We start from the raw sequence: 25,299 nt of genomic DNA, 5'->3' as shown, positions 1-25,299 counted from the left end.
CTGGGGTGCCGGGCCGGTGGTCGAGTGCCGGTGGTCGAGCGCCGGGGCCTCCTGCACCCTGCGGTCAGATGACAACGGTGCCTGCCCCCTCCCGCAGCTCTTCCGCGACCGAGCGCGCCCACGCGCGGATCCGCTCCGGGTCGCGAAAATCGCCGCCGCGTCCCTGCTGGAGGATCTGCCGGGCGACGTAGCCGCGTGCGCCGTCGGTCAGCCGTCCGCCGAAGGTGACATGCGCGCGGGCGTCGATCCGGTCGGCGAGCCGGGTGACCGCGGGTGTCGCGGGCAGATCTCCGGCGGCCGCCGAGGAGTCCAGCGGGCCGCTGCTGAACAGCCACACGGGCCTGTGGGCGAGCCGCGCCCGCTGCCGACGTGCCAGCCGGACCGCGTCGCGCTGCCAGCGGCCCGCGTACACCCCCGCGCCGAGGATCACGGCGTCGTAGGCGCCGACGTCCTTGACCCCGCCCGCCGCACGGACATCGGCCGCGATACCGCGCTCGCGCAGCGCCTCGCCGATCCACTCGGCGATCTCGGCGGTGGAGCCGTTCCTGGTCCCGTACGCCACGAGAACGCGGATGGTCTTCACCCTGCTCACCTCGATCGATCGGTGCGGATCAGCGCGGCCATCGCGGGCACGGGCCGGATACCTGACCGGTCCGCCCGGCGGCCCCGGTACCGGCGGCGTGCGGTATCCGAGACGGCCCGCGCTCTTCCGCTCGTGGGCTGCCCCTTCCACGATCCGCCGGTCACCGCGCGGCCCGCCGGTGCCGTCCGGGGCGCAGCCGAGGGCCGATCGGCCCTGCTCCGGGAGAGTCGGCCATGCCGCGTCGGCGTCCGACCGCTCAGCAGGACTGCACGACATCCCGCGATACCCGAAGGCGCGGGGTCATGGGCGCCTGGTCCGCGGTGCGAGTGAGGAACTCCTGTACGCCCGCCACCAGGTGTTCGACCGCGACGTGCGGGCCCGCGCCGGTGTCGGCGGGCGTTCCCGTCGCGGCGCCGACGGCGAACACCTCGGGAGCGGCGCGGGACTGGAGGGTACGCGGGTCCACCCGGACGAGACCGCACGCGTCGCCGAGTCCGGCGGAGCGTACGACGTACCTGGCACCGCCGTACAGCACACCGTCCGGCGTCGGTACGGGCCGCGCTCCGGTGGCCACCACGAGGACGTCGTAACCGATCGAGGAGCCGTCGGTGCAGCAGACCTCCCGCCGGGCCACGTCGACACTGCCGATCTCCGTGTGACGGAAGTCGATCCCGGCGCGGAGCCGGCCGTCCTCCGGCGGCAGGAGGGTGCGCGAGCCGAGGACACCGATGGCCATGAGAAGTTCGACCTCGTGGTCACGCGTGTCGTATTTCCCGACCACGACGATCTGGAATTCGCTCTCGTCGTACCGGCGACGCAGTCTGTTGGCCGCCAGGATTCCGGTACTGCCGTTTCCCAGGATGACGATTCGCTTCTTCATACCCGCACTGTCCGGCAGCCCCGGTCACGTCCACCACGGGCCAACCGGCCTTCCCCCCGAGGCCGTTCGGGCACCGAACGCCCGGCTTCCCGAGCCGACGGTGCGGGAGCCGTCGTGGACGACCGTCCACCGGCCCGTGGACCGGGACCGTTCGGCCCTGCCGACGCCGCTCGGCACGCGGGAGGCTGGAGTCGGACCCAAGGAGGCGTGCCCTCGTGCCGAACGCCCGGATCACGGACCTGTACGGGGTTCCCATGGCGCGCTCGTACCAGGCCGACCACACGACGACGCCTGCCGCGTTCGACCCGCACATGCGGTGCCGTACTGGAGTGCGGGGGAGCCGAAGCGGGCGGAGGAGCAGCGCATGAACCACCACAAGAGCCATCGCATGAGCGCACCGTCGCCAGGTGACCCGGGTATCGCGGGCCGTGTGGCCGAGCGCGGGCGCGCACTCGGGCTGAGCATGGGCCAGGTGGCCAGACGAGCCGGTATGGCCCCGCGCTATCTGAACGACCTGCTGCGGCAGGACACCGACTTCGATCCCGACGGGCTGTTGCGCGTCGCGGCGGCCCTGAGCATGTCCTACCCGGAACTGCTCCACGGCCCCAGCCACCCGCCTCCCGGGCAGGCCGCGCCCGCTCCGCGTCCGTCTCTTCGGAGCCTGACCACGGCGGAGTGCTGGGATCTGGTCGGCGGGCATGGGGTGGGCAGAATCGCGCTGGCCGGAGCCGCCGCGCCCGTGGTGATCCCGGTCAACTACACGGTCGACGCGCGCACGGTCGTCTACCGGACCAGCCCCGGGAGCGCCGCCTGTCCGGAGAGCGGGCAGGCCGTCTCCTTCCAGGTGGACAGGGTGGACGACCGTCTCAGCCAGGGCTGGAGCGTCCTGATCACCGGCACCGCGGAGCGCGTGCGGGACGAGGAGACCGAACGGCGCCTCGCGGCCGCAGAGGGCGAGGGTCCCTGGGCGGGAGGGCCGCGGCCCGTGTGGACGCGTATCCGTCCCGGCGCCGTCTCGGGACGGCGCGTCGAGAGCGGCCTGGAGCCGGAACCCGGCGGCGGGGCCGCGCGGAGTGAGGCAACGTACCGTCCACAGTGACGTCCCGCTACCGCTCCGACCGTGTGGGCACGGCCCCGGCCCGGCTCGGGCTGCGGGTGTCCGCCCGAGCCGCGACCATGGAGGGTGACACGGGAAGGGACCGCCGATGGAGCCCGAGTGGACCTGGCGCTACGCGGGCTACGACCCGTCGCGGGAGCGGTTGCGTGAGGTGCTCTGCGCTCTGGGCAACGGATACTTCGCGACGAGGGGGGCGTTCGCGGAGGCGGCAGCCGGTCCTGTGCACTACCCCGGCACGTATGCGGCGGGCTGCTACAACCGTCTGACGTCCGAGGTGGCGGGACGCGAGGTCGACAACGAGGACATGGTCAACCTTCCGAACTGGCTGCCTTTGCGGGTACGCGCGGTCGGTGGTCCATGGTTCGGCCCCGAGACCAGCACCGTGCTCGCCCACGAACAGACCCTCGACATGCGCCGGGGCGTCCTGCACCGGCGGACACGGATGCGCGACCGCGAGGGGCGCGAGCTGACGGTGGAGGAAACCCGCCTGACCCACATGGGCGACGCGCACCTGGCAGCGCAGCGGGCGCGGTTCACCGCCCACGGCTGGTCCGGCGAACTGGAGATCGAAGCCGGAATCGACGGCGACGTGCGCAACACCGGAGTGGAGCGCTACAGCGACCTGGCGGGTGCTCACCTCACCGACCACCGTACGGGGACCACCGGCACGGACACGGTCTGGCTGACCTGCCGTACCTCCTCCTCCCGCATCGCCGTCGCCATGGCCGCCCGCGTCCGTGTCAGGGAGCACCCTTGCGAGGCGACGCCGCTCGCGCCCGGCGGAAGGGCCAGCTTCCACCGGATGACACTCCCGGTCGTCCCCGAGCGGGTGATCACCGTCGAAAAGGTCCTCGCGCTGCACACCTCGCGCGACCCGGCGATCGGCGGTCCCCGGCAGGCCGCCCTGGACCGTGTGGCTCGCGCGCCCGCGTTCCCCGCCCTGCTCAGCGCGCACACGGGCGCGTGGGACCGGCTGTGGAAACGCACGGAGATCGAGGTGGCCGGTGAGGCCGGACACGTGCTGCGCCTGCACCTGTTCCACGTCCTCCAGACGCTGTCGCCCCACACGGCGGGCCTGGACGTCGGAACACCGGCGCGCGGGCTGTACGGGGAGGCGTACCGAGGGCATGTCTTCTGGGACGAGCTGTTTGTGCTGCCCTTTCTCGACGTACACCTGCCGGAGGTCTCCCGTGCGCTGCTGATGTACCGTCACCGCAGGCTCGGCGCCGCCTGCCGGGCCGCGGACGCCATCGGCAGACCCGGGGCGATGTACCCGTGGCAGAGCGGCAGTGACGGACGCGAGGAAACGCAGCGGCTGCACCTGAATCCCGTCTCCGGCCGGTGGCTGCCGGACCACACCCACTTGCAGCATCACGTCGGCTCTGCCGTGGCGTACAACATTTGGCACTACTGCCTGGCCAGCGGCGACACCGCGTTCCTGCACACCGAAGGCGCCGAGATGCTGTTGCAGATCGCCAGGTTCTGGGCGCACACAGCGGCATGGGACCCGGCGTACGAGCGCTACCGCATACGTCAGGTCGTCGGCCCCGACGAATATCACGACGCGTATCCGGACGCGGAGGTCCCCGGCATCGATGACAATGCCTACACCAACGTCACAGCGGCCTGGGTGCTGGCCCGCGCGCTTGAACTGGCCCGCTCCCTGCCGGCTCCCCGCAGGGACGAACTGTTCGAGCGCATCGGGCTCGACCCGGCGGAACTGTCCTTGTGGGAGGACGTGTCACGACGCCTGCGTGTGCCGTTCCACGAAGGCGTCATCAGTCAGTTCGACGGCTACGGCGACCTCGCCGAACTCGACTGGGCGGACTACCGGGCCAGATACGGCGACATCCGCCGTCTCGACCGCGTCCTGGAGGCCGAGGGCGACAGCGTCAACCGCTACCAGGCGTCCAAGCAGGCCGACGTGCTGATGCTCGGCTACCTCTTCCCGCCCGCCGAACTGGCCGCTGTCTTCGAACGGTTGGGGGAGCGGCTCGACGACGCGACCTGGTCGGCGACCGTCGACCACTACCTCGCCAGGACCAGCCACGGCTCCACGCTCAGCGGGCTGGTGCACGGATGGGTGCTCGCTCGCTCCCGCCGCGACGACGCATGGACCTACGTGCACGAGGCGCTCGTCGGCGACGTGGCCGACGTGCAGGGCGGCACGACCGGTGAGGGTATCCATCTGGGGGCCATGGCCGGCACGCTCGACCTCGTCCAGCGGGGCCTGACCGGCCTGGAACCACTGGGCGACGCGCTGCGACTGGATCCGGTGCCGCTGCCGCAACTGTCCCGCTTCCGCCTGTCCTTGCGCTACCGGGGCCACTGGGGCGTGGGCCTCACCCTGCGCTCCGGCCGCCTCCACATCTCCGTCCCGCTCTCCGGCCAGGAGCCCGTCCGTTTCGTCGTCGGCGACCGGACGGTGACCGTGGCCCCGGGCGAGGAGGTCGTGACCGAACTGCCCGGGTGGCCTGAGGCGAATCACCCCTCGCCGCCGCGCCTTCCAGGGGGCGGCGGCGAGGGGTGATTCGCCTCAGGTGGCCGCCGGGGCGTGCGGCACGATCCCCACCGGCAGCGTCACCCGGCGGAGAACGGCGTGCGCGGTCGAACCGAGATGCGCGCTGACCGGGGTGGTACGGGGGCGGCGGCCCAGGACGAGGAGCGCGGCGTGCGATGCCGCCGCCGCGAGCTGCGCGGCGGCCGCCGCGACCACGGCCTCGGTGACCACCGGGGTACGGGGGTGCTTCTCGGCCCAGGCGCCCAGGGCAGCCGCGAGCGCCTGATCGGGATCGACGGGACCGGCGCCGTCGTGGAGCGGCTCGCTCCAGCCGTGGACGACGCGCAGCCGCGCGCCGCGCCGGGCGGCTTCGTCGAAGGCGAATTCGACCGATCGGCCGTCCGGCGCGGCCAGGTCGAGGCCGAGGACGACGTCACCGGCGCCGTCGGCTCCCGATGGAGCACCCGTGCCGGAAGCGGCGCTCACCAGGACCACGGGGACCGGTGCCCGGCCCGCGACGGTGAGCGCGGTCGAGCCGAGCACAAGCTCCTGCACCGCCCCCGCGCCTCGTGTGCCCAGCACCATCAGCTCGGCGCTGTCGGCGGCGGAGAAGAGCACCGGAAGCACCTGCTCGGCGATCTGGTCGACGGTGACGGACAGGTCCGGATGCCGGCGGCCGATCTCGTCCGCGGTCGGGTGGGCGGACCACGCGGGACGCGTCACGCGCTCACGGGGACCCGCCAGCGGGACCGCCTGTACGAGACGCAGCGGGAGTCCGCGGCGCACGGCGTCGTCCGCGGCCCAGTCCGCCGCCGCGAGGCTCTCGGCCGAGCCGTCCGTCCCCGCGACGACGGCGCCCGTGACGATCGCGCGTGTCATGAGTGGACCTCCTTGGCGTGTTCCGCCCCCCTGCCTCCAGCATCCCCGCTTTCGGCGCTGGCGTGCGGGACCGACGGCCCCGTACCCGGACCGAACGGGCCGGAGCCGTGCGATTGCGGCGGGGTCGGCCGAGATTCGCCGACGAGAACGCCGGATCAGAATGTCGGATCAGTACGCCGGGCCAGGACGTCGGATCACATGGTCGGATCAGAAGATCGTGCTACGCCGATCCGCCGGGATGTACGGCGGGCGGGTGAATTCGTCGTCGCGCGTACATCCATCGGGTCCGTCCGCGCATCCCCTGGTCGAGTCGCGTTCTTGAACGCCCGCGCAGGGTTGACCGTTGGAGTATTCGTCGTGAAAACCGGCAGTAATATCATTCGTCGCATGTCCGTGGCGGCCCTCACGGCAGGGGCCGTTCTGGCGTCCACCGGGCTCGCGGTCCCGGCCCGCGTCGAAGCGACCCCGGCGCCCGTGGCGACGGCGTCCCGGACCGCCGCCCCCGCGATCGTCGCCAAGGGCGGCTTCGTGATGGACGACGGCACCGGCCGGACACTGTTCACGAAGGCCGCGGACACCCGCCGTTCCACCGGATCGACCAGCAAGGTCATGACGGCCCGGGTGGTGCTGGCCGACAGACGCCTCGACCTGAACGCGCAGGTCACCGTCCAGAAGGCGTACCACGACTACGTGGTGGCCAAGCGCGCGTCGTCGGGCGGTCTGGTCGTCGGCGACCGGCCCACCGTCCGGCAGTTGCTGTACGCGATGATGCTGCCGTCCGGCTGCGACGCGGCGTACGCGCTGGCCGACACCTTCGGCAGCGGCCGGACGCGGGCCGCCCGCGTGAAGTCGTTCATCGCGAGGATGAACTCCACGGCGAAGGGCATCGGTCTGAGGAACACCCACTTCGACTCGTTCGACGGCGTCGGCAACGGATCGAACTACTCGACTCCGCGCGATCTGACGAGGATCGCGAGCAGCGCGATGCGATACCCCACGTTCCGTGCCGTGGTGAAGACGAAGTCGGTCCGGCAGAGCGTCGCGATGAAGAACGGCGGCCACCGCACCATGACGTGGACCAATACCGACACGCTGCTCGGGAGTTATCGCGGCGCCGCCGGAGTCAAGACCGGATCCGGGCCCGTGTCCCTGTTCTGCCTGGTCTTCGCGGCCACCCGCGGCAAGAGGACCGTCATCGGCACGGTGCTCGCCGCCCCGACGCAGGCGGCCCGCACGGCGGACGCGCGGAAGCTGATGGACTACGCGCTGAAGGGGTAGCGGTACGGGGGCGGGAAGCCTCCCGCCACCTGCCCGGCATGGCGTTCGCGGGCGGGGGTAGGGGACGTTCATCCCCCGCAGGGGACTCGCAGGGGACCGCGCCCGGCCGCCCATCGCCCCACCGGCATGGCGGCCGGGGGCCCCGACCGTCACCGGAGCCGGGGCTCGGTCGGCGAGCACACAACGACTCGGTGCGGGAGCGTGCGAGATGTCCGTGAAAGCAGTCGGCTGGGCCAGGTCGTTCCCTGTCTCGTACGGCGTCAGGGCCGGGCGCGAGTGGGCGCGCGAGCACCTGGACGTGCTCGGCTGGAGCACGCAGGCGCCCGACACGGCGGACTCCGTCGTCCTGACCGTCTCCGAACTCGTCACCAACGCCCACGTGCACGCGCACAGCGAGGCCCAGGTCGTCATGGTCTGGGACGGCTGCTGCCTGCACCTGAGCGTCAGCGACTCCTCCGACATGCTGCCCGCCGAGAAGGCGCCCGACGAGGAGCGCACCCACGGCCGGGGCATGGCCATCGTGGACGCGCTCGCCGACGAGTGGGAGGCCCACCCGCGCCCCGACGGAAAGACCGTCACCGCCTGCTTCCACGCGCCCGGCGGCACCTGTACGCACTCCTGGTAAAGCGCCCCGCCGCGGGTGAACTCCAGTCAACTCCTGGGAACTCCTGCGAACTCCCGTGAACGCCGCCCCATTTCGGTATCAGTGCGGCGACACATTCGCAGGGCGATAATCCGACCGCAAAGCCGCGAAAACGGCGTTTTCGCGCTGTACAGACCGTCCCCCGCACGGGCATACTCGGTCACCGGCCAACAGGCCGATCATCGTCGGCGGCGAGACTCCATCGCAGGCCACCGGGCACGAGTCTCGCGCACGGCGTAGGGTCCGACCCGCTCCGCCTGCCTCCGCTGCCCGTTCACAGTGCAGGGAGCAGATTCAGTGCAGCGTTCCATCACCAGACGAGCCATAGGCGTGGTCGGCCTCGGCTCGCTCACCGCCGCCGTCACGCTGGCGGGCGTCGGTACGGCGCAGGCGTCCGGCAACGACAAGAACAACTGCGGCCGGTCGCACATCGAGCACTCCGAGGACGGCGGGAAGACCTGGTCCGACAACGGCCGGATCAACGACCCGGCCCCGACGAAGATCACGGTCCGGCTGACGGACAAGGTCAACAAGGGCTGCACGTACGTCGTCTCGCTCGCCTCCTACAGCGCCGAGGGCCCCACCTGGGACACCTCGGGCACGCAGGCGTTCCTCGGCTGGGACACCACCCAGCTCGACCACAAGAACACCCGGGCCACCCTGGACGTCAGCGCCTACGCGCCGTCCTGCTTCGGCCAGATCGACCTGTACGGCAACGGCATCAAGTACGACGGCGGCGAGGGCAAGGGCCACGGCAAGCTGCCGCGCTACCCGTACTCCGCGACCCCCGAGAACCTGATCACGGCGTGGAACGGCAGCGCGCCGTGCTCCACCCCGTCCCCGTCGCCCAGCGACTCGGTGACCGACTCCCCGTCCCCGTCCCCCAGCGAGACGACGGACAGCCCCGAGCCCAGCGACTCGACCACCACCTCGCCCGAGCCCTCGGACAGCGAGACGACCAGCCCGTCCCCGACGGACTCCGTCACCGACACCCCGTCGGAATCGCCGTCGGACACCCCGTCGGAATCGCCGTCGGACACCCCGTCCGACACTCCGTCGACGACGCCGAGCTCCAGCGCCCCGGTCGTCGACGACACCACGTCACCGACGGCGTCGCCCACGAACTCCGCGGGCCCGGTCGGCTCGCCGGTCGTGGAGCCGGCCTCCGACACCTCCAGCGGTGACCTGGCCGAGACCGGCGGCAACGGCTCGCAGACCGTGGCCTTCGCGGGCGGCGGCGCCGCCCTGCTGGTCCTCGGCGCGGGCGCGGTCTACTTCACCCGCCGCCGCAACAGCAGCGCCCACCGCTGACGGATCCGGCGTACGCGGGCCGGGAGCACGCCGTGACGGCGTGCTCCCGCCCGACGTACGCCGGTCCGCGCGGTACGCCGACTCGGCGCGTCCGCCGCTCAGTTGAGGTGGGCGCGCCAGTCCGCCGGGACCCGGCCTGCCGGGCCCGGCACCGGCTGGTCGGCCGGACGGCTCTGCGGCGGGGCCAGCGCCACGTCGGTCTCGACGTACGCGTCGGTCGTGAAGTCCCAGAACCAGTCCTCGCCCGGCTCGAAGGTCCGCATGATCGGATGGCCGGTGGCCGCCGAGTGCGCGCTCGCGTGCTGCGCGGGCGACGAGTCGCAGCAGCCGATGTGCCCGCACTGGGCGCAGCGGCGCAGATGGAACCACCAGCCGCCCGCCGCGTCGCAGTCGGCGCAACCGGCCCCGCTGGGCCGGGCGGTGGGGTCGATACCTGGGGTGGTCGTCATGACGGCTCCCGCTGATTGTCGGACGGACTGTCGGAGCTGGCCTGCGGTGCCGCCTCCGGCCGGGCGTCGGACGCGGCATCAGGTGCGGCCTCCGGCTGCTCCGCCGTGAGCGGCAGGCGGACCAGGAAACGGGTGTCGCCGGGCACCGACTCCGCCTGGAGGTCGCCGTGGTGCTTGTTCACCACGATGCGCCAGGAGATGTCGAGTCCCAGCCCCGTGCCCTCGCCCACCGGCTTGGTGGTGAAGAACGGCTCGAAGATCCTTTCCCGGATCTCCGGCGCGATACCGGCTCCGGTGTCACGGAACTCGACCAGAAGCTGCTCGCGGTCCAGCGCCGTACGCACCGTCAGCGTGCCCGTCCCCTCCATCGCGGCCACCGCGTTGTCGATGAGATTGGTCCACACCTGGTTCAGCTCACCCGGATAGCCGGGGATCTTCGGCAGCGTACGGTCGAAGTCCTTGACCACCTTGATGCCCGGACCGAATTTGCCGGTCAGCATGTGCAGCGTGCTCTCCAGCAACTCGTGCACGTCGACCACCTGGTACGGCGCCCGGTCGAGCTGCGAATACTGCCGCGCCGCGTTGACCAGGGTCGAGATCCGGGCCGTGGAGTCCTGGATCTCGTTCATCAGCAGCTCGGTCTCGACGGTGTAGTTCAGCCACCGCATCGCGCTGTCGAGGGTGTCGGGCGTGACCGTCGCGGCCACCCGCTCCAGCCAGTCCGTGTCGAGCCCGGCCTGCACGAAATTCGGCGCGAGGTCCCACCCGGCCGTCACGCCGTGGTCGTCGAGCCAGTCGGAGATGGCGTCCTCGCGGTCCGAGGTCTCCATCGGGGTGAGCTGCACGGCCTTCGCGGACTGCTCGACCGCCCGCTCCTGGAGCTCGATCAGCGTCGCGAGCGTGGCCCGGTCGAGCGGCCCCCCGGCGATCATGCCGAGTTTGTGCCGCATCCCGGCCACCCGCTCGCGCAGCGTGGCCGTGGCCCGCAGCGCCGCCGCGGCCGGATTGTTCAACTCGTGGGTGAGACCGGCCGACAGCGACCCCAGGGCCAGCAGCCGCTCACGCTGGCCGATGGCCTGCTTGGTGCTGCGGTTGCCGAAGAACAGCCCCTCCAGCATGTGCACGGCCATCGGGAACCACTCGCGCATCAGCTCGGCGAAGTGGTCCGCCGACAGCACGTAGAAGCGCGACGGCTCGGTGACCCGCAGCGAGCTGTTGTAGACCTGCGGCACCCGGTCGCCCAGATACGACTGGAAGGCGCCCGCGTAGACCCCGCGGTCCGAGGTGCGCGAGACCTCCACGTCGTCGGCGCCCACCCGGCGCGACATCACCACCGTGCCTTCGAGCAGCACGTAGAAGCAGGTCGCGGGCTCGCCCTCCAGATAGACGGCGCCCGGCTCCTCCATCTGCACCCGGCCCTTGCGGCACAGCCAGTCCAACTGGTCGTCGGTCAGCTTCTCGAACAAGAAGAGCGAGCGCAGCTCGGCCACGTCGCACGGCAGGTACTGGACGCTCATAGCCGCTCCAGGTATCGGTGGACGAGCATGACGGCCATGGCGCCCTCGCCGACCGCGGACGCCACCCGCTTGGCGGACTCGGCGCGCGCGTCACCGGCCACGAACACCCCCGGCACGCTGGTCTCCAGGTGGTACGGGGGCCGCTCCAGCGGCCAGTCCACCGGGCGTTCGCCCGGCGGCGCCAGATCGGGACCGGCCACGACGAACCCGCGTTCGTCGCGCAGCACCACCCCGTCCAGCCAGTCCGTCAGCGGGGCGGCGCCGATGAACACGAAGAGCCAGCCCGCGTCGACCGTCTCGGTCAGGCCGGTCGTGGTGTCGCGCAGCGTGATCCGCTCCAGATGGTCCTCGCCCTCGGCGGACACGACCTCCGTGCGCGTACGCACCTTGATCGCCGGGGTGGCCCCGATCTGCTGCACCAGATAGTGCGACATGGACGAGGTCAGCGAGTCGCCCCGGACCAGGATCGTCACGGATTTGGCGCCCCTGGCCAGATACACCGCGGCCTGCCCGGCGGAATTCGCCCCGCCGACGATGTACACGTCCTGCTCCTGGCAGCGGGCCGCCTCGGTCAGCGCGGAACCGTAGAACACACCGCGGCCCGTCAGCTCCGACACGCCGGGCGCGTCGAGCTGCCGGTAGGACACGCCGGTCGCCAGGATCACCGTGTGCGCCGAGACCGCGGAGCCGTCGGCGAAGGTCACGGTCCGCGCCGAGCCGCTGACCTCGAGCCCCGTGACCTCGCACGCGGTCAGGATCTCGGCGCCGAAGCGGGTGGCCTGCCGGTGCGCGCGGTCGGTGAGCTGCCCGCCGGAGACCCCGTCGGGGAAGCCCAGGTAGTTCTCGATCCGGGAGCTCTGCCCCGCCTGCCCGCCGGTCGCGGTGCGCTCCACCAGAACGGTCCGCAGCCCCTCGGACGCGCCGTAGACCGCGGAGCCGAGACCGGCGGGGCCGCCGCCGATGACCACCAGGTCGTAGAAGCGCGCCGAGGGCGTCGTCGCCAGACCGACACTGCTGGCCAGATCCTGGTCGGTGGGCTCCACCAGCGGCTTGCCGTCCGGGGTGATCACCACCGGCAGCCGTACCCCGTCCTCGTCCGCGGCGGCCAGCAGCTTCTGGCCCTCCGGCTCGTCCGAGGCGTACCAGTGATACGGCACCTGATTGCGCGCCAGGAATTCGCGGACCCCGGACGACCGCGCCGACCAGCGGTGACCGATGACCTTCGTCTCCCGCACCGGCCGGTGGTCCGAGGCGCGCCAGGCGTCGAGCAGCGCGTCCACCACCGGGTACAGCTTCTCCTCCGGCGGGTCCCAGGGCTTGAGCAGATAGTGGTCGAGGTCCACCACATTGATGGCGTCGATGGCCGCGCCCGTGTCGGCGTACGCCGTCAGCAGCACCCGGCGGGCGCCCGGATACACATCCATCGCCCGTTCGAGGAATTCGATGCCGTTCATCGCGGGCATCCGGTAATCCGCCAGGATCACCGCGACCGCGTCGCCGCGCAGCCGCATCTCGCGCAGCGCCTCCAGCGCCGACTCCCCGGACTCCGCCCGGACGATCCGGTGCTCCTCGCCGTAACGCCGCCGCAGGTCGCGTGCGACCGCACGCGACACCGAGGGATCGTCGTCGACGGTCACGATCACGGTCCGTGTCGCGCCGCTGGGCTCTGTCCCCAGCATCCATGCCCCCATTCGTGCGGATCGCCGGTGCCGGGCCACGGCATGGCGCCGCGGCCCGCCACTCCCATCCTAGGTACGCGGCCTGCCACCCGCAGTTCCACCGTGTTCGCCCTCGGAGGACGCGCCCGGCGGCGCCTCGGAGACCCCCGGCAGCCGCGCCGTGCGCGCTCACTGTCAGGCGCCGGGCACCACGGAGCGTGACGGTCCGACCGGCTCGACAGGAGGTCCGGGCCCATCGACGGCACACTGAGGGACGGACCAGGACGATCCGCCCCGCCGACCCGGCGGCCCGCGGGAACGCGTCCGGCCCCGCGTCGAACCCGTCAGGTGGTGATTGCCGTGTCCATGCGCCAGAGCCCGCGCCCCGGGACGGGCGCGACATCCAGCGACGCCGTCTTCGGCGCGCCGTGCTGGGTCAGCCTGACCTCGCGCGACCTGGCCGCGACCCACCGCTTCTACGCGGCGGTCCTGGGCTGGACCTACCGCGGGACGAAGCTGGGCGGCCGGTTCAGCGTCGCGCTGGACGACGGCAGGCCGGTGGCGGGCATCGCCGAGCTGGCCTCCGCCTGGCAGGTGCCCGTCGCCTGGACGCCGTACTTCGCGGTCGAGGACGCCGACGAGACCGCGGCCAGGATCAGGGAGCGCAGCGGCACCGTCGCCGTCGGCCCGATCGCCTTCGAATCCGGCCGCGCGGCCCTGGCCGCCGACCGCAACGGCGCCGTCTTCGGCATCTGGGAGGGCCTGCTCTCCGAATCCTGGCCGCGCTGGCGCGACGAGCAGCCGGTGTGGCTGCGGCTGCGCACCCCCGACCCGTTCGAGGCGGCCATCTTCTACGGCGAGGTGCTGCTGTGGGCCAGCGACCGGCCCGGCGCCTGCGAGGTGGCGTACGAGGGCGACGAGGTGGTGCTGCGCAGCGCGGGGCGGGTCGTGGCCCGGCTCGGCCGCGGCGCCGTCCAGGCCGCGCCCGACCCCGTCGAGCGCCCGCACTGGGAGGTCTTCTTCACCCTGCGCGACCTGCCCGCCGCACTGCGGGCGGTCCGCGCCAACGGCGGCGGTGTCGTGGCGCACCACGCGGGCCCCGCGGGGGAGTCGGCGGTCGTCCGTGACCCGGACGGCGGACTGTTCACGCTGACCGCGCCGGAGGTCGCGTAGCCCGTTCGGGGCCGTCCGTCAGCCGTGTGCGCGCGACGAGATGCGGGCCGGGCGGTACCGGGTCACGGTGAAGGCTCACCCACCAACACACAGGAGAGTGACATGCTTCGTCGTATCGCCATCACCGTCGCCGCCGTTTCCGCCGCCGGGCTCATGTCGGCTGTTCCGGCCGCTGCCGCCGTCTCGCACGACGGCGGTCACGCCGGGATGGGCGGCTTCCACACCGCGGGCGGCTTCGCCGGCTTCGAGAAGACCAACCTCGGCGGCCCGTACGGGATCACCACCGTCAAGGGTGAGATCGGTGGCTTCGAGGCCGGTGGCGGCTACGCGTTCGAGGGCCACCACAGCTCCCACTGACGTCGCGGCCGTCCGCTGACGGCCCGCGTCCGCGCGTGCGGCGGCCCCGCGCCCACGGTTCCTCCCTGCCGTGGGCGCGGGGCCGCCGTCGTGCCCGCTCGGGTGCCGCCCGCTCGTACGTCGTGCGCTCGTGCGTCGTGTGCTCAGGTGTTGTTGGCGAGATTGCGCAGTCCGCTCAGCGCCCCGTTGAAGTAGTCCTGGTCACCGGGGAAGACGCCGGAGTCGGCGTGCTGCCAGAAGGTGTAGAACGGCCAGCCGGCCGGCAGGGTGCCGACGCTGGAGGCGTACCGCGCGATGAACAGCGGGTCGTTGGCCGAGTAGGCGGAGGTGTTGCCCGTGCAGGTCGTCCACCAGTTGGTCGTGGTGTAGATCGTCGCCCAGCGGGTGGTCTTGGCGTGCACCTCATTGATGAACGACGTGATCCAGGTCCGCATCGCGGCCTGGCTCAGCCCCCAGCAGGTGGACGACGGCCCGTACTCGATGTCCAGCATGGGCGGCAGCGTCTTGCCGTCCTTGGACCAGCCGCCGCCGTGCGCGACGAAGTAGTCGGCCTGGGCCGCGCCCGTCGAGGCGTTGGGGTTCGCGAAGTGGTAGGCGCCCCGGATGAAGCCCGCGTTGTACGAACCCGTGTAGTTCGCCGAGAAGTTGGGGTCACGGAAGGTCGTGCCCTCGGTGGCCTTCATATAGGCGAACCGGGCGCCGTTGGCGTACGCGCCCGCCCAGTTGACGGCGCCCTGGTAGTGGCTCACGTCGAAGCCGAGGGTCTGGGCGGCGTTCGGGGTCACCGTGCCGCCGTCGCTCGGCCGGCCCTCGTGGGCCGCGACGGTCGAGCCCATCCAGTCCAGTTCGGGGTGTGCGATGGGGCTGCCGCCGCCGGAAGGGGAGGCCGCGGTGGCCGCGCCGGGAGCCGCGACGAACAGGGCGAGGAGAGCGGTCAGCGTGCCGATCGCCGCGAGCGCGCGGCGTGGCACCGACCCGCGCCGGGAGTCGTGTCCGGCGTTGTCCATGTGCGCCTCCAAGGGCGAGGGGGGTGGTTCCTTGGTGGTGTGGCCATGACAACGAGGAGGTTACGCGCGTAGAACCCTGGGGCGGAAGGGGCTCCGGTGACCGTCGTTGGTCTATGCCAGTACGCGGGGCCGGGAGCTGCGGCGCGCCCCGGCGGTGAAAGTACGCAGGACGCCGCCGGAGGCGGTGTGGACAGCGCGCCCGGCGGTGTGGTTAATCGAGGCATGGACCCCGGCGGTCGGCGACGCGGCCACGGCCGGGGCGCGGACGACCGGGCGGCGCGGCCCGTGCATCCGGCACGTTCGCTTCCGGCACGATCGGTACGTTCTCGCACGTCGGCGCGGTTCCAAGGAGGGGGAGACCCGGTGAGCAGCAGCCTCAACAAGGGCAGCGGGAAGATCGAGGTCCAACTGCGGTGGGATCCGAGTCCGTTGGGCTCGCCCGACACCGATCTCGACCTGATCGCCGCGACGTTCGCCACGGACGACCGGTACGGCGAGCCCGCGTACCTCGTGTACTTCGACAGCCGCTCGCCCGACGGCACCATCACCTTGAACCGCGACAGCAAGACCGGCAAGGGCTTCGGCGCCGACGAGAGCATGACCATCGAACTCGACCGGCTGTCGGCCTCGTACGGCCGCGTCGTGGTGGGCGTCGCCATCCAGCAGCGCGACGGCCGGCTCACCTTCGGCCAGGCGGCGAACCCCGACATCCGGTTACTGGAGGGATACAACGCCCTCCTGGAGTACGACTTCGCCGACGTGGCCGACGCCACCGCCGCGACCGTCGCCGAATTCACCCGCGGGGACGCGGGGGAGTGGCGGTTCCACCGGAACGTCCGCGGATACGACGCCGATCCGGCCGCCTTCGGACGGCTGATGGGCGGCGGGGCCGCCTAGGGCCTGTCCGGCGGATCACGAACGGCCCCTTCGCCCCCTGGCACGCACGCCCGCCGCGTAGCCGACATGCCCGAACAGCTCCGCTATGAGGCCATCCCGGCGCCTTGCGCTCGCACGCGCCAGGCGCCGCCTGGACCGCCCATGATCCGCCGGACAGGCCCTAGAGAGCGGCCGTTGCTTCCTGGCGCGCGCCCGTCGTCTGGTCCAGGACGACGAGCCGGGGCGCGCCGTCGGCCTGCCCGCGGATCGCGGGAGGTGGCCGCACGCCCGGAGACGGCGCGAGCGGAACGGCAACTGGCGTCCTGTGGGCGGAGATTACGCGCCGCCGGTCAGCGGACACGTCATCACATAAGTCGCCGAATGGGTGAAGGCGCCATCATGTCGGCGCCGGGCGCGGCTCCGGCGCTGCTAGCTTCCGTGATGTTGGTCTGATTACACCGATTCGTCCCCTTGTGGGTCGATCTGTGCTGATCGGTTGTCCGGATGCACGGCGCACGGGTCGCACCTGGCCGTTCTGACCGAAGGCGTGGAAATCTGCATGTCCGACAAGGCCGGACCGAGCGATGGCAGCGGCGGCGGCACGCTGGGGCGTCTGGAGAACCGCCCTCCGGTGTCGTTCGGGATGGAGGTGCTGCGCGGCATCGCGCAGGTGGACTTCATGCCGAGCGCGCTGTGCGGGGCGGTGTTCCTCGCGGCGCTGTTCGTCTCGGGCTGGCAGCACGGGGTGTACGGGCTGCTGGGCGCGGCGGTCGCCACCGCGACGGCCCACGCGCTGGGCATCGAGCACGCGCTGGTCGGCGCGGGGCTGCGGGGGTTCAACGGCTGCTTGGTCGGCACCGGCTTCTCGGTCTTCCTCGGCCCCGGCCACTGGTCGACGTTCCTGCTCGCCGTCTTCGCCTCCAGCCTGGTGGTCGTGGTGACGACGGCCCTGGCGATCATGCTGGGGACCTGGGACGTACCGACGTTCACCATTCCGTTCTGCCTGGTCACCACCGTCATGACCGTCGGGGCGCCGGGATTCGAGAAGGCGTGGCACCAGGGGCACAGCCTCGCCGCCCTGCCCGCGACCGCCAGCGGCCGGACCGCGCTGACGTGGGATCAGACCTGGCACGCCTTCCTCTCCAGCTTCGGCCAGATCTTCTTCATGTCCCAGTGGTACGTCGGCCTGATGTTCCTCATCGGCATCGCGCTGGCCAACCGGCTGGCGGCGGCGATGGCGTGTGTGGGGAGCGCGACCGCGCTGGCCGTCGCGGTCCTGCTCGGCGCACCGGCGGCCGAGGTCGGCCAGGGGCTGCTGGGGTACAACGCGGTCCTGGTGGCGATGGCGCTGTGCGGGGTGTTCATCGCGCCCGGTCCCTGGAGCCTGGTCTACGCCATCGGCGGCGCGGGGGTGGCGACCGTGGTGACCGCCGCCCTCGACAACATCGTCGCGCCTTTCGGCGGACACGCCCTCACCTGGCCGTTCGTGCTGACCGCCGTGGTCTTCGTCGCCGCCGTCCCCTCGATCCCGCGCCTGCGCCGCACGTGACCGCCCGTATGTGACCGCCCGTATGCGACCGCCCGTATGTGATCACCCTCGGGCGGCCTCCCGCCCCCTGTCCGTACCCCTGAAGCCGAAGAGCCCAACCGAAGAGCCGAAGAGCCCAAGAAGAGAGTGAACGGATGAACCTCGCCCCTCGCGAAGTCGACAAGCTCCTCATCTACGTGGTGGCCGATCTGGCCCGCAAGCGCCGTGACCGCGGTGTGAAGCTGAACTACAGCGAGGCATGCGCGCTGATCAGCGAGGCCATCCTGGAGGCCGCGCGCGACGGGCGCTCCGTCGCGGAGTGCATGGAGCTGGGCAAGCAGGTCGTCGCCGCCGGTGACGTGATGCCGGGCGTACGCGACATGCTGCCGCTGCTCCAGGTGGAGGCCGGATTCGTCGACGGCACCAAGCTGGTGTCCTGTCACGACCCGGTCGGGGCGTGACGGCGCCGAGCTCCGTCACTGTGCGCACCCCGGCCGCCGCCGCGAGCGTGGTGCTCGTCGGCGGGCACGAGAGCGCCGCCGCCCGCGACCTCGCGCCGTGGGCCGGGAGCGGCGCCGGGGACACGTACACCGTGGTCCCGGCAGGCGCGCCCCTCACCCAAGCGGTCGCCCGCCTGCTCGCCGAGCGCGACGCACCGGTCTGCGTGATCCCCATGACGCTGGGCCGCGACCGCGCGCTGGTCGCCGAGGCGGCGCGGTCGCTGCGCTGGGCGCAGGAGGGCGGCGGCAGCGGACGTACGGTGCTGGGCGCGCCCTTCGGCACCCAGGACCACCTGGTCGGCTGGCTGCGCGCCGCCGCGGGCCGGGGCGCGGGGGACGCTACCGCCGTCCTGGTCACCGCGCCCGCCGCCGACCCGTTCGCCGACGCCGAACTGTTCCGGGTGGCCCGGCTGGTGCGCCAGTACGGCGGCCACCGCTGGGTCGAGGTCGCCTTCACCGACGGCGACCCCGATGTGCCGCAGGGCGTGGAGCGCTGCCGACGGCTCGGCGCCGAGGACGTGCTGCTGCTGTCGGCCGGGTTCGGGCCGCCCGCCACGTCGTCCCCGCCGGTCGCGGGCGCGGTCGAGGGCGGCCCGCTGCTGAGCCGGGCGGCCGTCGAGGGGGTCGTCGCGGCCCGCCGCACCGAGGCCCTGCACCGGCTGGCGCACGGCGACGACGGCGTCGCCGCGGGCCTGGACGCCGAACACGGCCACGGCTTCGCCCACACGCACGCCGACATCTCCGCACCAGGTGCGCACACCCACAGCCACCCGCACGCCCATCTCCCGCACTGAACCGACCGGTTGCCGCCGTTCCCGCGAGAAAGAGAGACCAGCCATGCCGAATTACTTGTACGGCGATGATCCCGTCGAGATCAACGCCGGCCGCGCCACGGCCACGGTCACCGTGTCGAACACCGGTGACCGCGGGGTCCAGGTCGGCTCGCACTACCACTTCTTCGAGGCCAACCGGGCCCTGGAGTTCGACCGCGAGGCCGCGTACGGAATGCACCTGGACATCCCCGCGGGCACCTCGGTGCGCTTCGAGCCCGGCGACTCGCGGGAGGTGACGCTGACCGAATTCGGCGGCCACCGGCGGCTGGTCGGCTTCAGCGGCCTCGTCAACGGCGGCCTGAACTCGGCCACCACCCGGATCGCCGCCGAAGCCCGCGCCGTCGCCCTGGGGTTCAAGGGCGCGACGGGGGACACCGCCGGCGGCGCGGGCAAGAGCGCCGCCGCCGACGGCGCCGCGAAGAACGACAAGGGCGCGAAGAGCGCGAAGAACAAGACGAAGGGTGACCGGTGATGGCGACGCTCCCGCGCAAGCAGTACACGGACCTGTACGGCCCGACCGTCGGCGACCGCTTCCACCTCGCCGACACCAACCTCGTCGTCGAGGTCGAGAAGGACTTCAACGAGGGCCTCTACGGCGACGAGGCCGTCTACGGCGGCGGCAAGAGCATCCGTGACGGCATGGCCCAGGACCCGCAGGCCACCGCCGCCCAGGGCGCGTTGGACCTGGTCATCACCAACGTGGTCGTGCTGGACCCGGTGCTGGGCGTGGTCAAGGGCGACATCGGCGTCAAGGACGGCTTCATCGCGGCGGTCGGCAAGTCCGGCAACCCGCACACCCAGAACGGCGTCCACCCCCTGCTGACCATCGGTCCCGGCACCGAGGTCATCTCCGGCGAGCACCTGATCGCGACGGCCGGCGGCATCGACACGCACATCCACTTCGTCTCCCCGCAGCAGGCCGAGGCGGCGCTGAGCAACGGGATCACCACGCTGGTGGGCGGCGGCACCGGACCCACCGACGGCACCAACGGCACGACCTGCACGCCGGGCCCGTGGAACATCGGCCGGATGTACCAGGCGGCCGAGGATCTGCCGGTCAACATCGGGCTGTTGGGCAAGGGCAACGGCTCGCAGCCCGACGCGCTGGTGGAGCAGGTCGAGGCCGGGGTGTGCGGTCTGAAGGTGCACGAGGACTGGGGCACCACCCCGGCCGTGATCGACACCGCGCTACGGGTCGCCGACGAGTACGACGTGCAAGTGGCCATCCACACCGACTCGTTCAACGAGTCCGGGTTCTTCGAGGACACCCTGTCCGCGATCGACGGCCGTACGATCCACACCTTCCACACCGAGGGCGCCGGCGGCGGGCACGCCCCGGACATCATGCGGATCGCCGGTGAGCCCAACGTCCTGCCGTCGTCCACCAACCCGACCCTGCCGTACACGGTGAACTCGGTGGACGAGCTGCTGGACATGGTGATGGTCTGCCATCACCTCAGCCACGACATCCCCGAGGACGTGTCCGTCGCCGACTCGCGGGTCAGGGCGGAGACGATCGCGGCCGAGACGGTGCTGCACGACGAGGGCGTCATCTCCATCTTCTCCTCCGACTCCCAGGCCATGGGCCGGGTCGGCGAGTCCTTCACCCGCGCCTTCCAGACCGCCCATCACTGCAAGGACCAGCGCGGCAAGCTCGACGGCGACAGCGAACGCAACGACAACCTGCGCGTGCTGCGCTACCTCGCGAAGATGACGATCAACCCGGCCATCGCGGCGGGCATGGCCGAGCACATCGGGTCGCTGGAGGCGGGCAAGCTCGCGGACATCGTGCTGTGGCCGATCAACGCCTTCGCGGCCAAGCCGAAGATGGTCATCAAGGGCGGCCTGGTCAACTGGGCGCAGATGGGGGACCCCAACTCCTCGCTGCCCACCCCGCAACCGGTCTACTACCGGCCGATGTTCGGCGCGAAGGGCCGCGCCAAGCAGGCCACCCGGGTCTCGTTCATGTCCCAGGCGGGCATCGCGGGCGGTGTCCCGGAGCGGCTCGGCCTGGAGAGCAGGATTCTGCCCGTACGGCACTGCCGCTCGGTGGGCAAGCAGCACATGGTCCGCAACAACTCCCTGCCGAAGATCACCGTCGACCCCGAGACGTACAAGGTGACGCTGGACGGAGTCCCCACGACCATCGACCCCGCCCGCGAACTGCCGCTCACCCAACTGTTCTTCCTGGCATGACGACTTCGAACGGCGCGTACGCCTCGAACGGCGCGCACGCTCCGGCCGCCCCGCACGCTCCGGCCGATTCCGTCATGGGGCGGCCGGGGCGGCTGGGGGCGCTGCTGGTCAGCCTCCAGCTGACCGACTCGGCCTTCCCCAGCGGCTTCTACACCCTCTCGCACAGCCTGGAGGGCTTCGCCCAGGCCAAGGCCGTGACGGCGGCCGACGTGCCGGGGCTGCTCGCCGATCTGCTGCGCCACGGGATCGGTCCCTGCGACGCCACCGCCCTGGTGCTCACGCACCGGGCGGTGTGCGCGGGGGACTGGGACCTGGTCGCGCGGGTCGACCAGCGGTTGCACGCGGCCAAGCTCAACCGCGAGATGCGGGTGGCCTCCACCCGCGTCGGGCGCCAACTCCTCGACATCGCGGGCACCGTGATCGGCGGACCCGTCCTGGAGCGCTACGCGGCGCTCGTGGCGGGCGGCGGTGCGCCGGGGTCGCAGGCGGCGGTCGCGGGCGCCGTGTACGCCGCCGCCGGGGTGGACGCGGAACAGGCGGTGACCGGAGACCTGTTCGCGCTCGCCGTCAGCTTCGTCGGCGCGGCGCTCCGGCTGCGCCTGACCGACCACGTACGGGCCCAGGTCGTCCTGCGGGCGACGGCGCCGGTGATCGAGGAGGTCGTCGCGCGGGCCCTCACCGCGGAGTTGGCCGACCTCGGGGGCTGCGTACCGATGGCCGACGTCATGTCGGGCCGCCACGAACGCGCGCAGGCCCGGCTGTTCATGACCTGACGATCCGTCATGTCCTGACTCCGGCCGCACGGCCGGACCCCACCACGACACACACATTCAGCGACGGAAGGCAGCACCCCATGCACAACGAACGCCACGTCCTGCGCGTCGGCATCGCGGGCCCGGTGGGATCGGGCAAGACGGCGCTGATCGAGGCCCTGGTGCCGATCCTCACCAGCCGCGGGCACCGGCCCGCCGTCGTCACCAACGACATCTACACCCAGGAGGACGCCCAGCACGTCCGGCGGACCCTGGAAGGCGTGCTCGACCCCGAGCGGGTGGTGGGCGTGGAGACCGGAGCGTGCCCCCACACGGCGGTGCGCGACGACCCGACGATGAACCTGGCGGCGGGCGCGGAACTGCTGGACCGTTTCCCCGACGTGGACACGCTGCTCTTCGAGTCCGGCGGCGACAACCTCACCCTCACCTTCAGCCCGGTCCTGGTCGACCTCTTCTTGTTCGTGCTGGACACCGCCGAGGGCGAGAAGATGCCCCGCAAGCGCGGTCCCGGCATCACCGAGTCGGACCTGCTGGTCATCAACAAGATCGACATCGCCCAGTACGTGCGGTGCGACCTGTCGGTGATGGAGGCCGACGCGCACCGGGTACGCGACGGCGCGCCGGTCATCCTCACCAACTGCCTGAGCGGGCAGGGTCTTGAGGAGATCGCCACCTTCCTGGAGACGTACCGCAAGGTCGCCGCCGTATGAGCCTCACCGGCGCCGCTCGTGCCCGGGCGCCGCGGCAAGCGCCGTCGCCGGCCGTACGGGTGGCCGAACCGGACGGCCCCGAGCACCCGGTGCGTACCAAGGGCTCCGACGACCGGGCCGTCGCGCCGTCGCGCCCCGCCCGGCTGGACCCGGCGCACTACGAGCCCGCGCGCGTCCCCCGGGAGGTCCGCCGGCACGCGGCCGTGCCCGACACCCTGCCGGTCGGTCACGCGGGCAAGGTCGGGCTGCTGGAACTGACCTTCGAGCGCCGCGCCGAACGGACGGAACTGACCGGCCACTTCCAGAAGACCCCGCTCCAGATCATGCGGCCGCTCTACTACGACCCGGCCAGGCCCGACCTGCCCATCACACAGGTGATGTCGACCGGCGGCGGCATCCTGCAAGGCGACCGGCTCCGTATCGACGTCACCTGCGGACCGGGCGCGGCCACCCACCTCACCACGCAGACGGCCACCAGGGTCCACCGCATGGAGTTCGACTACGCGACCCAGCAGGTCGCCGTCGACGCCGGAGCCGACTCCTACGTCGAGTACCTGCCGGACCCGACGATCCCCTACGCCGGGGCCCGTTACTACCAGCGCACCACCGTCACCGCCGACGCCACCGCGACCGTCCTGGCCGCGGAGACGCTCTACGCGGGCCGCCTGGCGCGCGACGAGCGCCACGCCTACGAGGTCTTCGCCTCCGACGTCGAGATCCGGCGCCCCGACGGCGCGCTCCTCGCCGTGGACGCCATGCGGCTCGAACCGGGCGCTGCCCCGGTGACCGGCCTGGCCGTCCTCGGCGGCCACGACATCGTGTCCACCTTCTACGTCGTCACCGCGCGCGCACCGGCCGCGGCCGTCGCCGACACCCTGCACGAGGCCCTCGCCGACAGCCCGGCGCTCTTCGGCGTGAGCGTGCTGCCCGGCGACAGCGGGGCCTGGCTGCGGCTGCTCACCGACGACCCGCGGACCGCCGCGAGCGCGCTGCGTCTCGCGTGGGACGCCGTACGCAGGCTGCTGATCGGCGTACCCGCGCCCGCGATGCGCAAGCCCTGACCCCCGCACGCCCGCCGACGACGACAACGGCGCCGACCTCGACCGACCGCCGTACGTTCACAGGAGTTCCCCTTGCTCATGGCCGCCACCGCCAACACGGGCGACACCGCCTGGCTCCTGGCGAGCACCGCGATGGTGCTGCTGATGACACCCGGCCTGGCCTTCTTCTACGGCGGCATGGTCCGCACCCAGCACGTGCTGGTGATGCTCAAGATGAGCTTCGTCTGCCTGGCCCTGGTGACCGTGCTGTGGCTGGCGGTCGGCTACACCCTCGCCTTCGGCCCCGACCTCGGCGCGGGCCTGCTCGGCAACCTCGACCACGCCTTCCTGCGCGGCGTCACCATGACCGACCTGCACGGCAGCGTCCCCACGCTGCTGTTCTCCTGCTTCCAGATGTCGTTCGCCATCATCACCGTCGCGCTGATCAGCGGTTCCATCGCGGGCCGCGCCACCATGCGCGGCTGGCTGGTCTTCGTGGCCGCCTGGACCCTGCTGGTCTACGTACCGCTGGCGCACTGGGTGTTCGCCCCCGACGGCTGGGTGTCCGCGCATCTGAAGGCGCTGGACTTCGCGGGCGGCCTCGTCGTCGAACTCAACTCCGGCGCGGCGGGCCTGGCCGCGGCCATCGTGCTGCGCAAGCGCAAGGACTTCGAGCGCCAGCCGGTGCGCCCGCACAATCTGCCGCTGGTCGTGATCGGCCTGGCCCTGCTGTGGTTCGGCTGGTTCGGCTTCAACGCGGGATCCGCGCTGCACGTGGCGGGCGCCGCGCCCACCGCCTTCCTCAACACCCAACTCGCCGCCTGCGCGGCCATGATCGGCTGGCCGCTGATCGAGAAGTGGCGGCTGGGCAGCGTGGACATGCTCGGCGTCACCTCCGCGGCCGTCGCGGGCATGGTCGCCATCACGCCGTCCTGCGGTGAGGTGTCGCCGCTGGGCGCGGTGTGCATCGGCTTCGCCGCGGGTGTGGTGTGCGCCTTCGCCATCAACCTCAAGTTCAAGATCGGCGTGGACGACACCCTGGACGTGGTCGGCGTGCACGGCTGGGGCGGCATCGTCGGCACGGTGTCCATCGGCCTGTTCGCCACCTCCGCGATGAGCGGGCGCGAGGGCCTGTTCTACGGCGGCGGTCTCGATCTGCTCTGGCGCCAGATCGTCGCCGTGCTGGCCTGCGGCTCGTTCTCCTTCGTCGTCACCTGGCTCATCGCCCAGGCCGTCAACCGCACGGTCGGCTTCCGTACCGAGGCGGAGTACGAGGACGTGCCGGGCCGGGACGAGGAGATCGCGTACGACAACGCGACGCTGGACGAGGTCAGGGCCCGGCTGGACGAGCCGCGCCACCCGGCGCGGGTGGGCGCCCCGGCGGCCCCGGACGACGACATGGCCCGCGTCAACAAGATCCTCGACGTCCTGGAACGACGCGAGCGCGACCGATGACCGCGCCCGCGTACCCCTCCGCAGCCGTACTCGTAC

Annotated in this window: 24 protein-coding genes; 17 read left to right on the top strand and 7 right to left on the bottom strand. The window is 72.0% G+C overall.

Going from position 1 to position 25,299, the window contains the following annotated elements:
• Window positions 1–64: 64 nt before the first annotated feature.
• Together ACFY9V_RS34165 and ACFY9V_RS34160 are read right to left on the bottom strand one after the other, a co-directional pair.
• A complete protein-coding gene (locus ACFY9V_RS34165; protein WP_391164234.1) occupies window positions 65–583 on the bottom strand; it encodes a flavodoxin domain-containing protein in 519 nt (172 codons plus the stop codon).
• Window positions 584–839: 256 nt separating this feature from the next.
• The gene (locus ACFY9V_RS34160) at window positions 840–1,463 is read right to left on the bottom strand and encodes an FAD-dependent oxidoreductase (protein WP_391164233.1); all 624 of its coding nucleotides are present in this window, start codon (window positions 1,461–1,463) and stop codon (window positions 840–842) included.
• Window positions 1,464–1,827: 364 nt separating this feature from the next.
• Here ACFY9V_RS34160 and ACFY9V_RS34155 point away from each other — a divergent pair, with 364 nt between their 5' ends.
• Entirely contained in the window at window positions 1,828–2,562 is a 735-nt protein-coding gene (locus tag ACFY9V_RS34155; RefSeq protein WP_391052146.1) for a pyridoxamine 5'-phosphate oxidase family protein, read from the top strand.
• 106 nt (window positions 2,563–2,668) lie between these two features.
• Window positions 2,669–5,110, top strand: a complete 2,442-nt coding sequence (locus ACFY9V_RS34150) for a glycosyl hydrolase family 65 protein (RefSeq protein WP_391164231.1) — start codon at window positions 2,669–2,671, stop codon at window positions 5,108–5,110.
• Between the two features lie 6 nt (window positions 5,111–5,116).
• Here the strand turns inward: ACFY9V_RS34150 and ACFY9V_RS34145 are convergent, their stop codons facing one another.
• Window positions 5,117–5,959, bottom strand: coding sequence for a universal stress protein (locus tag ACFY9V_RS34145; protein WP_391164230.1), 843 nt, complete (start codon window positions 5,957–5,959; stop codon window positions 5,117–5,119).
• A 387-nt stretch (window positions 5,960–6,346) separates the two neighbouring features.
• Between ACFY9V_RS34145 and ACFY9V_RS34140 the strand changes: the two genes are divergently transcribed.
• The 3 genes from ACFY9V_RS34140 (at window position 6,347) to ACFY9V_RS34130 (ending at window position 9,191) form a co-directional block, all read left to right on the top strand.
• Window positions 6,347–7,237, top strand: a complete 891-nt coding sequence (locus ACFY9V_RS34140) for a serine hydrolase (protein ID WP_391164229.1) — start codon at window positions 6,347–6,349, stop codon at window positions 7,235–7,237.
• Window positions 7,238–7,445: 208 nt separating this feature from the next.
• Complete coding sequence (locus ACFY9V_RS34135) at window positions 7,446–7,862, top strand: ATP-binding protein (RefSeq protein WP_355349754.1); 417 nt, start codon at window positions 7,446–7,448, stop codon at window positions 7,860–7,862.
• A gap of 315 nt (window positions 7,863–8,177) precedes the next feature.
• Window positions 8,178–9,191, top strand: coding sequence for an LAETG motif-containing sortase-dependent surface protein (locus ACFY9V_RS34130; RefSeq protein WP_391164227.1), 1,014 nt, complete (start codon window positions 8,178–8,180; stop codon window positions 9,189–9,191).
• A gap of 98 nt (window positions 9,192–9,289) precedes the next feature.
• Here the strand turns inward: ACFY9V_RS34130 and ACFY9V_RS34125 are convergent, their stop codons facing one another.
• From ACFY9V_RS34125 to ACFY9V_RS34115, 3 genes are read right to left on the bottom strand one after another with little or no spacing between them, the layout of a single operon-like run.
• On the bottom strand, window positions 9,290–9,640 hold the full coding sequence (locus tag ACFY9V_RS34125) for a UBP-type zinc finger domain-containing protein (protein ID WP_355349748.1): 351 nt from the start codon (window positions 9,638–9,640) through the stop codon (window positions 9,290–9,292).
• A complete protein-coding gene (locus tag ACFY9V_RS34120; protein WP_355349745.1) occupies window positions 9,637–11,157 on the bottom strand; it encodes an ATP-binding protein in 1,521 nt (506 codons plus the stop codon). Before ACFY9V_RS34120 ends, ACFY9V_RS34125 begins: the two co-directional genes overlap by 4 nt.
• Window positions 11,154–12,836: an FAD-dependent oxidoreductase gene (locus ACFY9V_RS34115; protein ID WP_355349742.1), complete on the bottom strand. Its 1,683-nt coding sequence runs from the start codon at window positions 12,834–12,836 to the stop codon at window positions 11,154–11,156. The genes ACFY9V_RS34120 and ACFY9V_RS34115 overlap by 4 nt, the downstream gene beginning before the upstream one ends.
• A gap of 345 nt (window positions 12,837–13,181) precedes the next feature.
• Here ACFY9V_RS34115 and ACFY9V_RS34110 point away from each other — a divergent pair, with 345 nt between their 5' ends.
• Together ACFY9V_RS34110 and ACFY9V_RS34105 are read left to right on the top strand one after the other, a co-directional pair.
• Window positions 13,182–13,988, top strand: a complete 807-nt coding sequence (locus ACFY9V_RS34110; protein WP_391164287.1) for a VOC family protein — start codon at window positions 13,182–13,184, stop codon at window positions 13,986–13,988.
• 102 nt (window positions 13,989–14,090) lie between these two features.
• Window positions 14,091–14,345, top strand: a complete 255-nt coding sequence (locus tag ACFY9V_RS34105; protein ID WP_355349739.1) for a hypothetical protein — start codon at window positions 14,091–14,093, stop codon at window positions 14,343–14,345.
• A 143-nt stretch (window positions 14,346–14,488) separates the two neighbouring features.
• Here ACFY9V_RS34105 and ACFY9V_RS34100 read toward each other — a convergent pair whose 3' ends face one another.
• The gene (locus ACFY9V_RS34100; protein WP_391164225.1) at window positions 14,489–15,352 is read right to left on the bottom strand and encodes a GH25 family lysozyme; all 864 of its coding nucleotides are present in this window, start codon (window positions 15,350–15,352) and stop codon (window positions 14,489–14,491) included.
• 363 nt (window positions 15,353–15,715) lie between these two features.
• Between ACFY9V_RS34100 and ACFY9V_RS34095 the strand changes: the two genes are divergently transcribed.
• From ACFY9V_RS34095 to ACFY9V_RS34050, 10 genes are all read left to right on the top strand, one after another.
• A complete protein-coding gene (locus ACFY9V_RS34095) occupies window positions 15,716–16,249 on the top strand; it encodes a TerD family protein (RefSeq protein WP_391164224.1) in 534 nt (177 codons plus the stop codon).
• Between the two features lie 538 nt (window positions 16,250–16,787).
• Window positions 16,788–17,777, top strand: coding sequence for an urea transporter (locus ACFY9V_RS34090; RefSeq protein WP_355349730.1), 990 nt, complete (start codon window positions 16,788–16,790; stop codon window positions 17,775–17,777).
• 134 nt (window positions 17,778–17,911) lie between these two features.
• Window positions 17,912–18,217 (top strand): urease subunit gamma, encoded by a 306-nt coding sequence (locus ACFY9V_RS34085; RefSeq protein ID WP_355349727.1) that lies wholly within the window; start codon window positions 17,912–17,914, stop codon window positions 18,215–18,217.
• Window positions 18,214–19,050 carry a sirohydrochlorin chelatase gene (locus tag ACFY9V_RS34080; RefSeq protein WP_391164223.1) on the top strand — a complete coding sequence of 279 codons (837 nt, stop codon included), beginning with the start codon at window positions 18,214–18,216 and terminating at the stop codon, window positions 19,048–19,050. Before ACFY9V_RS34085 ends, ACFY9V_RS34080 begins: the two co-directional genes overlap by 4 nt.
• 43 nt (window positions 19,051–19,093) lie before the next feature.
• Window positions 19,094–19,561, top strand: coding sequence for an urease subunit beta (locus tag ACFY9V_RS34075; protein ID WP_355349721.1), 468 nt, complete (start codon window positions 19,094–19,096; stop codon window positions 19,559–19,561).
• A complete protein-coding gene (gene ureC / locus ACFY9V_RS34070) occupies window positions 19,561–21,285 on the top strand; it encodes an urease subunit alpha (RefSeq protein ID WP_355349718.1) in 1,725 nt (574 codons plus the stop codon). The genes ACFY9V_RS34075 and ureC overlap by 1 nt, the downstream gene beginning before the upstream one ends.
• 74 nt (window positions 21,286–21,359) lie before the next feature.
• A complete protein-coding gene (locus tag ACFY9V_RS34065; RefSeq protein WP_391164286.1) occupies window positions 21,360–22,058 on the top strand; it encodes an urease accessory UreF family protein in 699 nt (232 codons plus the stop codon).
• An 80-nt stretch (window positions 22,059–22,138) separates the two neighbouring features.
• Entirely contained in the window at window positions 22,139–22,768 is a 630-nt protein-coding gene (ureG, locus tag ACFY9V_RS34060; RefSeq protein ID WP_355349715.1) for an urease accessory protein UreG, read from the top strand.
• A complete protein-coding gene (locus ACFY9V_RS34055; protein ID WP_391164222.1) occupies window positions 22,765–23,829 on the top strand; it encodes an urease accessory protein UreD in 1,065 nt (354 codons plus the stop codon). The genes ureG and ACFY9V_RS34055 overlap by 4 nt, the downstream gene beginning before the upstream one ends.
• Window positions 23,830–23,907: 78 nt before the next feature.
• A complete protein-coding gene (locus tag ACFY9V_RS34050; RefSeq protein WP_391164221.1) occupies window positions 23,908–25,263 on the top strand; it encodes an ammonium transporter in 1,356 nt (451 codons plus the stop codon).
• The last annotated feature ends 36 nt before the right edge of the window (window positions 25,264–25,299 follow it).

Source organism: Streptomyces sp. NPDC008317 (assembly GCF_042955955.1).
Lineage (GTDB): Bacteria > Actinomycetota > Actinomycetes > Streptomycetales > Streptomycetaceae > Actinacidiphila.
This window is presented reverse-complemented; position numbering and strand designations above follow the sequence as displayed.